This window comes from Paraburkholderia sp. GAS448, from assembly GCF_050435685.1.
Taxonomy (GTDB): Bacteria; Pseudomonadota; Gammaproteobacteria; order Burkholderiales; family Burkholderiaceae; genus Paraburkholderia.
In genome coordinates this window covers 69,813-81,398 of sequence record NZ_JBNDKT010000016.1, presented here as the reverse complement: position 1 = coordinate 81,398, position 11,586 = coordinate 69,813, and the positions used below count along the sequence as shown (strand labels likewise).

Sequence of the window (11,586 nt, the reverse complement as noted above, 5' to 3'; positions counted from 1 at the left end):
CGCCGGTTGCATCCCGACACAGACCCGATCAAGGAGAACCTCAATGACCAAATGGAACTGGAAGCGTTATGTCGTAGGTCCGAATGCGGACGGCAAATCAGCAGTGCTGCTGGACGAAGCCACCAACGTCCAGCACAACCCGGGGATTTTCTATCGTGCAACGCTGTGGAGCGCGCGCGAGGTCCCGGTGGACAACAGCATTGACCGGGACCGCGCAAACGAGGTGACAACGCGTGAGCCTTTCCCTGGCGGCCTGCTGTTTCGCGCGCTCGAGATTCCGCCCGATACCGCGGATAAGGCACATCACGTCGAGCAACTCAGGAAGCTGAACCTCGAGGTGCAGCAGAAACATCAGCCAAGCGCGGAAGACCTGGCTCGCCACCCGAGCATGCACCGCACCGACACCCTCGACTGCCTCACCTGCATCAAGGGTGAGATCTACCTGGTGACGGACGTCGACGAAGTACTGATGCAGCCAGGCGACACCGTCGTGATCCGCGGCACCAATCACGCGTGGAGCAACCGTTCGAACGAACCGTGTCTGTTGTGCGGTTGCATGATCGACGCCGCGCAGCGCGAGCAGGTCAGCTAACACAGCCATTCAGGCGCACGAGGCCCGCGTCGCCCCCGATGCCGGCGCCGGGTCGCGCCAGCGATACCGGCACCGCGCCCGCCGCACGGCAAGTCGCGCGAGACAAGAGGCCACTCGATAAGAAGCAGGCCGATACGGAGGAGACATTCATGCAATCACGTAGATATGCCTGGTGCGTTGCGCTCGCCGGGACCGCCATGATGGGCGGCAAGTCAGCGCACGCCTACGAAGCCGGCTACCCTGGATGGTCGATGCCACCCGGAGTGGTTCTGGGCATGACCGCCGCCACGCCCGCGCCCGGCTTCTACAGCTTCAACGAGGTCTATACAGCCCAGGCACACCGTTACGGTCCTGGCGATCCCAGCAGTGCGACGCCGATCCGCGTGGCGTCAGCGGTCACGGGCGTCCTCTGGACGCCTGGCTGGACCTTTTTCGGCGCCCGCTACGAAGCCCTGATTGTGCAGCCGTTCACAATGGCCGACGCCGGCGCTCCGTTGAACGTGCAAAGCGGTGGCGTGCGCAACACTTTCATCGCGCCTGTGCAATTGAGCTGGGCACTGGGCAATACCGGGCTCTTCGTGAAGACCGGTATTGGCGTCACCGTTCCGGACGGCACCATCTCCGGGCCCAACGGACTCGGTGATCCGGGTGCGCCCTGGTGGATCGTACAGCCCCTGCTCGCATTCTCATATCTGAAAGACGGGTGGAATCTGACGGCCAATTTCTCGCTTGAAATGAACACGCCGAATACGAAAACCGAATACCGCACCGGCAATATTCTTCACGCGGATTTCGTCGCCACGAAAGCCTTCGGGAAATGGCGGGTCGGTCCGGTCGCGTCGTATGTCGGCCAGGTGACCAACGATACGTCGAGCGCGTTCTATCACAACGCGATCAACGTGAGCAGCTACAACCTTTTCGCGGTGGGCGGCCTGGTCGGCTACGACTTCGGGCCGGTCGTGCTGAATCTCTGGGCGACCAAAGACGTGAGCGCCAGCGCGTCGGGCGGCAATCCTGGGCCAAATCGCGCCACGATTCCGAAGGGATACAAAGTATTCGCCAATCTGAACTTCCGCTTCTGATGTCCGCGACCGGATCTCGTCCGTTTATGGAGTAATACATGCAACCGACAGGCAAACTGGATCTCGAATCCATCATCGACGAAGGGCGGGTGACGGGTCTGCAGATCATCATTTTTCTACTGTGCGGACTGGTGGCGATGATCGACGGTTTCGATACCCAAGCCATTGCGTTCGTCGCACCGCAAATCATCGGCGCGTGGCACGTGACGCCGGCAGCGTTCGGACGCGTGTTCGGGGCTGGCCTTCTGGGCGGCCTTGTAGGAGCACTCGCGCTGGGTGCCGCGGGCGATCGATTGGGCAGGAAGGCAACCATGTCGAGCGCCGTGCTGACCTTTGCGGCCGCATCACTGTCGACGCCCTTTGCGCAAACGATTGGGGAACTGACCGCGCTAAGGTTCGTAACCGGAATCGGACTCGGAGGTGCGTTGCCGGCTTTCATCTCGCTCACGTCGGAGTATGCTCCCGCGCGGCTCAGGAGCACGCTTGTCGGCATGATGTTCTGCGGCTTTCCGCTTGGCGCCGTGGTCGGAGGCGTAGGATCGGCTGCGATTATCCAGGTGTTTGGCTGGAAGATGGTGTTTTCCGTCGGGGGCGCACTGCCTCTGTTCATACTCCCGGTCTTCCTCGCTGTCGTGCCTGAGTCGGTGAGATATCTTGCGCTGTGCGGCAACCGCGAAGCGATCGCGCGCGTTTTGCACCGTCTGAACGCGCAGGCGCAATGGAACGGAAAATTGACCCTTTTCGCCAAGGAATCGCACTCACCGGTGTCGAGCCTGTTCAGGAATGGGCGTGGGCCGACCACGCTGCTTCTTTGGACCGCATTCTTTCTCAGTCTGCTCTTGACGTATTTCCTCATCAACTGGATTCCCGTCGTGGCTCGCGGCAATGGCCTCAATATCGAACAGGCCGTGCTCGCGGTATCCATGCTGAATCTCGGCGCTGTAGCGGGCTGTGTCGTGCTAGGCCGTCTTTCCGATCGCTTCGGCGCCCCCGGCGTAATTGGCGCGGCCTATCTCGCAGGCTCATTGGCCATCGTGGCCATTGGCTTCGTCGGCCGGTCGCCGACGCTGCTCTACGTCACGACCTTTGTCGCTGGTGCGTTCAGCATCGGTGCGCAGATGTGTACCGTCGCACTTTGCGCGGTGTACTACGACACGTTTCTACGGGCAACAGGTATCGGCTGGGCGATGGGTATCGGCCGCACTGGGGCAATCGTCGGACCCGTGCTGGGCGGCGTTTTGCTCGGCGCGGGCGTCACGGCGGAAACGCTGTTTCTGGTGGCGGGCGCGACGTCTGCCGGCGCCGCGGTTGCCGTGCTGATACTGGGACGGTTCGTCCGCAGGAAAGCCGATCACAACGAAGGCGGTCGCGCGGTGGGTCGCGCCCAAGGTCCATCGTCCGAAAGTCCCGGTGCGCTTACCTCTACGACTAGCCCTCATTGATCGATCATTTGACTCAAGGAAAACGCAACATGCACTCACTTTCTCTCGAACAAGCTGCAGCAATCGTTGACTCGGCACTTGAAAAAGCACGCCAGACAGCCTGCGCACCCATGACTGTCGCGGTGCTCGACGCCGGTGGCCATCTCGTCGCGTTCAAGCGGGAGGACGACAGCGGTATCCTGCGGCCGCAGATTGCGCAGGCAAAGGCTTGGGGTGTACTCGGCATGGGCGCGGGCGGACGCGCGCTTGAGCAGCGTGCGAGTGCAGCGCCAGCCTTCTTCACCGCGCTGACGCACATCTCGCAAGGACGTATCGCGCCCGTCGCGGGGGGCGTGCTGATTCGCGATAGCGAAGGCCGCGTAGTAGGTGCAGTCGGAGTGAGCGGCGATCATCCCGAAAAGGACGAAGCATGCGCGGTATTCGGCGTCGAAGGGGCATGCATGAGGGCGGACGTTGGCTGAAGCTCTTGCCGACTAGATCAGTCCTTTAAGCTCACGGCCAGTTCGCAGCGGATCTGGTGGTGGGCAGCAGTGCCGGCCCCTTGTTCACTATCGCCAAATTTAATTCACGCGGCAGCGCGCCCGCGATGCCCGCAGTGCGCCATTTTGGCTGTTCGCTCGCGTCTGATCTGGGACAGGCAATCTAAACGCGAGACGACATACACCCTGAGAGGAGCTCAAGATGAAGATCGTTCCATTCGACCCTGGCAACTGGAAGAAAGACCATCCGACCGGCGCCATTTCCTTTCAGCACATGCTAAAGGGGGATGACCCGACCTCACCCGAAAATTTCATGTATATCCTCGCGAGGCAGGATGCCGACTTTCGTATGCCTCGACATCGCCACAATTTCGAACAGATTCGTCTTCCATTGAAGGGACCGTATCACGTCCAGCCGGGCCTGACTCTGGAGGAAGGGCAGATCGGCTACTTTCCGGAAGGCCTGGCGTATGGGCCGCAGGAGGACCCGATTACAGAGCAGACCCCGGCGGGTCGTCTCTTGCTCACGTTGCAGTTCGGCGGATCGTCGACGTACGGGTTCATGAGTATCGAGCAGCGGCGTCAAGCATGGAAGGAACTCGAAAAGAGCGGGCGATTTGACGGCCCCTTTTACGTCCGCTCCGATGGCAAACGCGAGTGGGGGCTCAATGCCGTATGGAAGCAAGTTTTCGGGGTCAGGCTGAAGTATCCTCATCCGCGCTACAGGAAGGTGATTGTGGCGGATCCCAAGCGGTTCAACTGGCTGATGTTGAAAGGATCGCCTGGTGTCGATCACAAATTCATGGGGAGCTTTTCGGAACGCGGTGTGTGGATTGAGATGGTACGCCTGCGCGGTGAGGCCAGTTGGTCTTCGGTGGACGAGTCTTCACAGCGTTTGTTTGTTGTCCTGTCTGGTGAAGGGACCGTAGACGCTAATCCGTTGACTCCCTTGACCGCGTTGCAGGTATATCCGGGGGAAAAACTCGAAATCGAGGCGACGTCGACAATGGAACTGTTTCTGGTCGGATTGCCACCCATCGAACAGCCGGTTGTTGAGTCGGATCAGTTCGCCGAGGAGGAAATGAGACCGGAAGACCAGCTTGAGTAATTGCATTCAGGCGCATAACGATATATGCGCCTGCTTTATGACTCTTCGTTACGAGACACGCCTATGCAAACCTTATCATTGGCTCTAGCTTCCGGAATTGTGGACGCCGCACTCGAGACGGCACGGTCGCTTGGCTGTAAGCCCCTTGCGGTCGCGGTGCTTGACGCGGGCGGCCATCTCGTCGCATTCAAGCGGGAGGAGGACAGCGGTATCCTGCGGCCGCAGATTGCGCAGGCAAAGGCCTGAGGTGTACTCGGCATGGGTGCGGGCGGTCGCGCGCTTGCGCAGCGCACGAGTGCAGCGCAAGCCTTCTTCACCGCGCTGACGGACATCTCCGCGGGCCGGATCGTTCCGGTTGCCGGGGGTGTGCTGATTCGCGATTCTGACGGCCATGTGATCGGCGCGGTGGGAGTCAGCGGCGATCACCCGGAGAAAGATGAAGTCTGCGCAGCGGCGGGTATTGCCCCTGCGGGGTTGAAGGCGGATGTCGGATAAAGCGGTCCGGCCGGCCAGACTGCTTCTCTTGTCGGCCGGCTATTGGTGCTGCAGTTCCAGCGCCATTTCACAACGAATGTGGCGGCTGACAAACCGCCATTCGCCGGACGCCCCCTTGCGCAGTTCGTCGATGACATCATTCACGCGCAAGCGGGCCGGCGTATCATCGCCGGAGGTTTCGAATGTCAACTGGATAGCCGTGGTTCTCGCAGTGTCGGCGGTCGGCATCTCCACACGCAGATTCGACCACATGTGGCGGGTTTTGCGATCGGACGCGGCAAAGCGTTTGCGGCAGTCGGCAGCAATGTTGTCGCTGCCCGCCGACTCGCGGCCGCCCACGGACAACACGCCGCCCGGCATAAACAGGTTCGCCAGCGCTTCGGCGTCGCACCGGTCGGCAAACCAGGCGAAATCGCTGAAAAGCCGCTCGATGGATTGCAGTTCGTTCTGGGTGACAGGGTCGCTCATTCTTCGTCCGCACCAACATTAACAAAGTCACAAGGTGACTTGTAGAGTATAGTAATGCCAGACGCAGGTCCAGCACAAAAAGGAATGCACCCATGCAAACACCCACTGAACCCTCCTGGCAGCCAACACGTCGACTTGCCCGCGGCAATGCCGCCGAACAGATTCTCGAAGACTTGCGAAGCCGGATTCTCGACGGCGAACTCACCCGCGGCACGAAGCTGCCAACCGAGAAGCAGCTCGCGGAAGGTTATGGCGTGAGCGGCCCGACGATCCGGGAAGCCATTCGCGGCTTGACGACGGCGCAGCTGGTCGAAGTACGGCATGGCAGCGGCGCGTATGTGACGGCTGACGCCGACCAGCTCATCGGCGTATCGCTTCTTTCGATGATGCAACTCGAACGCGTCGGCATTGCGGAAGTGTTGGGCGTGATGGGTGCGCTCAACGGCTATGCCGCGGAACTCGCCGCCAGGCGAGCCACCGAGGAAGACCTTCAGGCGATGCGCGAGGCACTACGTCAGATCAACGAAGGAACAGATTCCGAAGCGGTGGCGGAAGGTCTGCGACTGTTTATCGATATGCTCGCCAAAGCGTCGGGCAATGTACTGCTTGCCGCGCTTTGCAGATTTCTCGCCAGTGTTCAGATCGGCTTCGCAAGAGAACTCACTGGCGGCTCATTCGAGAACTGGCGAAAGATCACGAAGCGCATGGCCAAACATCGTCAACATCTGGTCGACGCCATTGCGAACCACGACACCGCTGCTGCGCGCGAGGCTGCCCGCTCGCATATCGAACAATCCGGCAAGGTGATTTCGTCGCTGCCGGACGCAGGCGAGAAGATGCTGTCCGAACCCGCTCTGGCGAGACTTCTGGGGTCGATGTTGCAAAGGGACTAGCTCAGACACGGCTCAACGTACGCGCAATCGTGTCGCAAAACCATTGCTGGGCGGCCGAGTCTTCCGTGTGCGGATACCAGTACAGATTGACCTCGAAGGTCGGCGTCGGTAACGGTAGTGGCAAGACGCGCATCCTGCCGTCGCTTGCGAACGCGCGCGCGATGCGGGTCGGCAGCGTCAGCAGCAGATCGGTCGACTCGATCACCGCCACCAGGCTCGTGAAGTGCGGCACGCGCAGCGTAATCCGCCGCGTCAGCCCCATCTCCGACAGCACGTCCTCGACGAGGTGGTGACCGGTGAACGGCGCCACGACCACGTGATTGGCCGACACGTAGTCGTCGAGCGGCAGCGCGTCGCGGATCGACGGGTGCGACGCGCTGAGCAGGCACGAATAGCTTTCCGTGAACAGCGTCCTCTTGCGCGTCTGGCCCCCGACGGACCGCAGGTTTCCGACTGCCGCATCGACGCTGCCGGTTTGCAGCCATCCGGCGATGCGCTCGCTGTCGAGTTGCACGATCTCCAATCCGACCGACGGCGCACTCGCCTGCAATTCGCGAACGAGCGGAGGCAAGAACTGCAGCTCGCCCAGGTCCGATAACGCGAGACGGAAACTGCGGCTCGATTGCCGCGGGTCGAACTGCCGCGTCGCCACGATGGCCGCATCTATGTCGTCGAGCGCACGCTTGAACGCATCGAACAGTTGCGTCGCGTTGAATGTCGGCACCATGCCACCACGCGTGCGCGTAAACAGCGGATCCTGCAGCAGGTCGCGCAGCCGGTTCAGCGAGTAACTCACGGACGGCTGCGTAATGTTCAGCCGCTTCGCCGCGGCACTCACGCTGCGCATCTCGTAGATGGCTACGAAGGTTCGGATCAGGTTCAGGTCGGTCGTCATGCCGGCATCAAAATATAGACAACATCTATTTTTATAACAAAAAAATGATGATTGGATTTATTTTTGGACGACTCCTAGGATGAGCGCGTTGACCAGGAGATTTGCAATGACGACCGTTCACCAGGCATGCCACGACATTCTTCGCGAGCAAGGCCTGACCACCCTCTTCGGCAATCCGGGTTCGAACGAACTGCCGTTCCTGAAGAATTTTCCGGCCGATTTCCGGTACATCCTCGGCCTTCACGAGGGCGCTGTCGTCGGCATGGCCGACGGTTTCGCGCAGGCGACCGGCCGGCCCACACTCGTGAATCTGCACTCCGCCGCCGGCACCGGCAACGCGATGGGCGCACTCGCGAACGCGTGGAACTCGCATACGCCGCTCGTCGTCACGGCCGGGCAGCAGGTGCGTTCGATGATCGGCGTCGAAGCGTTGCTGACCAATACCGACGCGACCAATCTCCCGCGCCCGCTCGTCAAGTGGAGCAGCGAGCCCGCCAGCGCACAGGAGGTTCCGCTCGCGCTCAGCCGCGCGATTCACACGGCGGCGACGCCCGCGGCCGGGCCCGTCTATCTGTCCGTACCGTACGATGACTGGCAGCAGGAAGCCGGACGCGGCGTCGAGCATCTCGCCCGCCGCCGCGTCGAGCTGGCCGGACTGCCATCCGCGCAAACGCTGGCTTCGCTCGCGCACGCGCTCGAGCAGGCCGAAAACCCGGTGCTCGTCGCCGGGCCAGACGTCGATGCCGCCAATGCAAACAGCTTTGGAGTTGCGCTCGCCGAGAAGCTTGCGATGGCGGTGTGGATGGCGCCGTCGGCGCCGCGCTGCGCGTTTCCAACGACTCATCCGTGCTTCCGCGGACTGCTCCCCGCGAGCATCGCAGGCATCAGCAGGCTGCTCGACGGCCATGACCTCATTCTGGTTGTCGGCGCGCCCGTGTTCCGCTATCACCAGTACGAGCCCGGCGACTATCTGCCCAAGGGCGCCCGGCTGATTTCGATCACGTGCGACATCAACGAAGCGACGCGCGCGCCGATGGGCGATGCCATCATCGCCGACATCGCCGCCACGCTGCAGGCATTGAGCGAAGCCGTGGCGCCGAGCGCGCGGCCGATGCCCAACACACCATCGCGTCCCGATTGCGCGCCCGAATTGCCCGGCCCGCTCGCGCCCGAGCGTGTGTTCGATATCCTTGACGCCATCGCGCCGCGCGACGCGATCTACGTGAACGAATCGACGTCGACCACCAACCTCCTGTGGCAGCGGCTGCGCATGACCGAGCCCGGCAGCTACTACTTCGCCGCCGCAGGTGGATTGGGATTCGCACTGCCCGCGGCGGTCGGCATCCAGCTCGCGAAGCCGGAACGTCAGGTCATCGGTGTGATCGGCGACGGGTCCGCGAATTATGGCATCCAGGCGCTGTGGACCGCGGCACAATACGGCATCCCCGCGATCTTCATCATCATGAAAAACGGCACATATGGTGCCTTGCGCTGGTTCGCCGGCGTCCTGCAGGTCGAAGACGTCCCGGGCCTCGACGTGCCGGGTCTCGACTTTTGCGCACTCGCGCGCGGCTACGGCGTCGATGCGCTGCATGCGAATTCCGGCGCGTCGTTGAAGACGGCGCTCGAGCAGGCGCTTGCCAGCGACAAGCCGTTCCTCATCGAAGTCGAGACGCGCGCTTGAGCGCATGCGCAAGGAGACAGAGATGAACCACCCCGTCAATGTCGCGGAATTCCGCGCACTTGCCCGGAAGCGTCTTCCGCGAATCGTATTCGACTATCTGGATGGCGGCGCGGAGGACGAAATCGGTCTGCACCACAACCGCCGCGTTTTCGACGATGTAAAGTTTCAGCCTCGCCGTCTCGTCGACGTCAGCCGGCGCGATATCCGGACGTCGCTGTTCGGCAAGCCGCTGTCGGCGCCACTCGTCATCGCGCCGACCGGCCTCAATGGCATCCTGTGGCCGGACGGCGACCTGGCGCTCGCGCGCGCGGCCGGAAAGTTCGGTATTCCGTTCACGCTGTCGACCGCATCGACCACGTCGATCGAAGCCGTCGGCAGGGCCGCGACCGGCGAGATCTGGTTCCAGCTCTACGTCCTCCACCGCAGGCTCGCGGAATCGCTGGTGAAGCGCGCGCTGAGCGCCGGCTACACGACGCTGATTTTGACCACCGACGTCGGCGTCAACGGCAAACGTGAACGCGACCTGCGCAACGGCTTCGGAATGCCGATGCGGTACAGCCCGCGCACGCTGCTCGACGGCATACTGCACCCTCGCTGGTCGCTCGACCTCGTGCGGCACGGGATGCCACAGCTCGCGAACTTCGCGAGCACCGATGCTAAGGATACCGAGCTTCAGGCCGCGCTGATGAGCCGGCAGATGGACGCAAGCTTTTCATGGGAAGGACTGCAATGGCTGCGCGATCTTTGGCCGCACCGGCTGCTCGTCAAAGGCATCAGCTGTGCCGACGACGCCGAGCGCTGCATCGCGCTGGGCGCGGACGGCGTCATCCTGTCGAACCACGGCGGCCGCCAGCTCGACAGCGCGGTCGCGCCGTTCGAAGCGCTCGGTGCGACGGCGTCGCGGATCGCGGCGCCCGTGCTGATCGACAGCGGCATTCGCCGCGGCGCGGATGTCGTGAAGGCGATCGCAATGGGCGCGAAAGCGGTGCTGCTCGGCCGCGCGACGCTGTATGGCCTCGCCGCCGACGGCGAGCGCGGCGTCGAAGCCGTGCTGTCGATGCTGAAGAGCGAGATCGACACCACGCTCGCGCAGATCGGCTGCCCCGACATCGGCCAACTGTCGCGGGACTTCCTCTGGCCGGACGGGCCGGACGCAGATGGCGGCGCGCCTGTGCCGTCGCCGCTCACTCAACTTTTCGAGGCACCATGACCGACATCCGCATCACCGGCCTGCGCGCGCGGGCCGTCAACGTTCCACTGCAATATCCGGTCAAGACCGCAGTCGGCACGGTGGCGACGTCGCCGCTCGTGCTGATCGACTTGCAGACGAATGCGAACGTTACCGGCACATCCTATCTATTCACCTACGCGCCGCTCGCGCTCAAGCCAGTTCGGCAGATGGTCGAGGAGCTCGCGGCGGTCGTCAAAGACATGCCACTCGCGCCCTACGTGATCGACCAGCTGATGCAGTCCCGATTCCGCCTGATCGGCCATACCGGCGTCATCCGCATGGCGACCGCGGGCATCGACATGGCCGTATGGGACGCCCAGGCCAAATTGCACGGGCTGCCGCTCGTCGAGCTGCTTGGCGGCACGGCACGGCCGCTTGCCGCGTACGACAGCCACAGCATGGACGGCGTCGAGCTCGCCCGGAAGCGGGCGGGCGACGCAGTCGCGTCCGGCTTCAAGGCGATCAAGACAAAGATCGGCTATCCAACGCTTGAGCACGACCTCAATGTCGTCCGGTCCATACGCGAGGTGGTCGGCGACGCGGTTCAGATCATGGTCGACTACAACCAGGGCCTGACGGTGCCCGACGCGGTGCGGCGCGGGAAGGCGCTCGAACAGGAAGGCGTCGCGTGGATCGAGGAGCCGACGCTGCAGCACGACTACGTGGGACATTCGACCATACGCGAAGCATTGCAGATTCCCGTTCAGCTAGGCGAAAACTGGTTCGGTCCCGAGGACATGACCAAAGCGATCGCGGCACGCGCGTGCGATCTGTGCATGCCCGACTTGATGAAGATCGGCGGCGTGAGCGGATGGCTGCGGGCAAGCGCTCTGGCCGAGCAACATGGCCTGCCGATGTCCAGCCACATCTTTCAGGAATTCAGCGCGCATCTGCTGGCGGTCAGCCCGACGTGCCACTTGCTCGAACGCATGGATCTCGCCGGCCCGATCGTCGAGTCCGTTCTGCAGTTCAAGGACGGCAATGCGCATTTCGGAGACGCGCCCGGCGCGGGAATCATCTGGCGGGAGAAAGAGGTCGACCGTTTCCTGGTTTGACCGTCGCCCGCGTGGACCACCGCGGGCGAATCAAGCTGATCCGTCTCGCAGATCAGCAGGTGCAACGTGATCCGCAAGAACATTTTTGGAGTCAACGAATGAACGACAACAGGCAAACGCGCAAATGGGAAGGCCGCATCTTCTCGAACGGATGGGTGGCTG

General features: G+C 62.5%; 11 protein-coding genes and 1 pseudogene. 10 read left to right on the top strand and 2 right to left on the bottom strand.

Annotated elements, in window-relative coordinates; all coding sequences use genetic code 11:
• Positions 1-43 precede the first annotated feature (43 nt).
• From P3T23_RS26560 to P3T23_RS26535, 6 genes and pseudogenes are all read left to right on the top strand, one after another.
• On the top strand, positions 44-592 hold the full coding sequence (locus P3T23_RS26560; protein WP_429319075.1) for a cupin domain-containing protein: 549 nt from the start codon (positions 44-46) through the stop codon (positions 590-592).
• Positions 593-741: 149 nt separating this feature from the next.
• Complete coding sequence (locus tag P3T23_RS26555; RefSeq protein WP_429319074.1) at positions 742-1,674, top strand: SphA family protein; 933 nt, start codon at positions 742-744, stop codon at positions 1,672-1,674.
• A gap of 38 nt (positions 1,675-1,712) precedes the next feature.
• Positions 1,713-3,116, top strand: a complete 1,404-nt coding sequence (locus tag P3T23_RS26550; protein ID WP_429319073.1) for an MFS transporter — start codon at positions 1,713-1,715, stop codon at positions 3,114-3,116.
• A gap of 29 nt (positions 3,117-3,145) precedes the next feature.
• Complete coding sequence (locus P3T23_RS26545; RefSeq protein WP_429319072.1) at positions 3,146-3,577, top strand: GlcG/HbpS family heme-binding protein; 432 nt, start codon at positions 3,146-3,148, stop codon at positions 3,575-3,577.
• A 220-nt stretch (positions 3,578-3,797) separates the two neighbouring features.
• Positions 3,798-4,703 carry a hypothetical protein gene (locus P3T23_RS26540; RefSeq protein WP_429319071.1) on the top strand — a complete coding sequence of 302 codons (906 nt, stop codon included), beginning with the start codon at positions 3,798-3,800 and terminating at the stop codon, positions 4,701-4,703.
• A 24-nt stretch (positions 4,704-4,727) separates the two neighbouring features.
• Positions 4,728-5,198, top strand: a pseudogene (locus P3T23_RS26535) (GlcG/HbpS family heme-binding protein).
• 39 nt (positions 5,199-5,237) lie between these two features.
• Here P3T23_RS26535 and P3T23_RS26530 read toward each other — a convergent pair.
• Entirely contained in the window at positions 5,238-5,666 is a 429-nt protein-coding gene (locus P3T23_RS26530; protein ID WP_429319070.1) for a nuclear transport factor 2 family protein, read from the bottom strand.
• Positions 5,667-5,758: 92 nt separating this feature from the next.
• Between P3T23_RS26530 and P3T23_RS26525 the strand changes: the two genes are divergently transcribed.
• Positions 5,759-6,559 (top strand): FadR/GntR family transcriptional regulator, encoded by an 801-nt coding sequence (locus P3T23_RS26525; protein WP_429319069.1) that lies wholly within the window; start codon positions 5,759-5,761, stop codon positions 6,557-6,559.
• 1 nt (position 6,560) lies between these two features.
• On the opposite strand, the gene P3T23_RS26520 is transcribed toward P3T23_RS26525, so the two are convergent.
• Complete coding sequence (locus tag P3T23_RS26520) at positions 6,561-7,454, bottom strand: LysR family transcriptional regulator (RefSeq protein WP_429319068.1); 894 nt, start codon at positions 7,452-7,454, stop codon at positions 6,561-6,563.
• Between the two features lie 106 nt (positions 7,455-7,560).
• On the opposite strand from P3T23_RS26520, the gene mdlC reads away from it, so the two are divergent.
• The 3 genes from mdlC to P3T23_RS26505 are packed head-to-tail and all read left to right on the top strand — an operon-like array spanning position 7,561 to position 11,424.
• Positions 7,561-9,138 (top strand): benzoylformate decarboxylase, encoded by a 1,578-nt coding sequence (gene mdlC / locus P3T23_RS26515; RefSeq protein ID WP_429319067.1) that lies wholly within the window; start codon positions 7,561-7,563, stop codon positions 9,136-9,138.
• 22 nt (positions 9,139-9,160) lie between these two features.
• Positions 9,161-10,348, top strand: coding sequence for an alpha-hydroxy-acid oxidizing protein (locus P3T23_RS26510; RefSeq protein WP_429319066.1), 1,188 nt, complete (start codon positions 9,161-9,163; stop codon positions 10,346-10,348).
• Positions 10,345-11,424 (top strand): enolase C-terminal domain-like protein, encoded by a 1,080-nt coding sequence (locus P3T23_RS26505; RefSeq protein ID WP_429319065.1) that lies wholly within the window; start codon positions 10,345-10,347, stop codon positions 11,422-11,424. Before P3T23_RS26510 ends, P3T23_RS26505 begins: the two co-directional genes overlap by 4 nt.
• Positions 11,425-11,586: the final 162 nt, after the last annotated feature.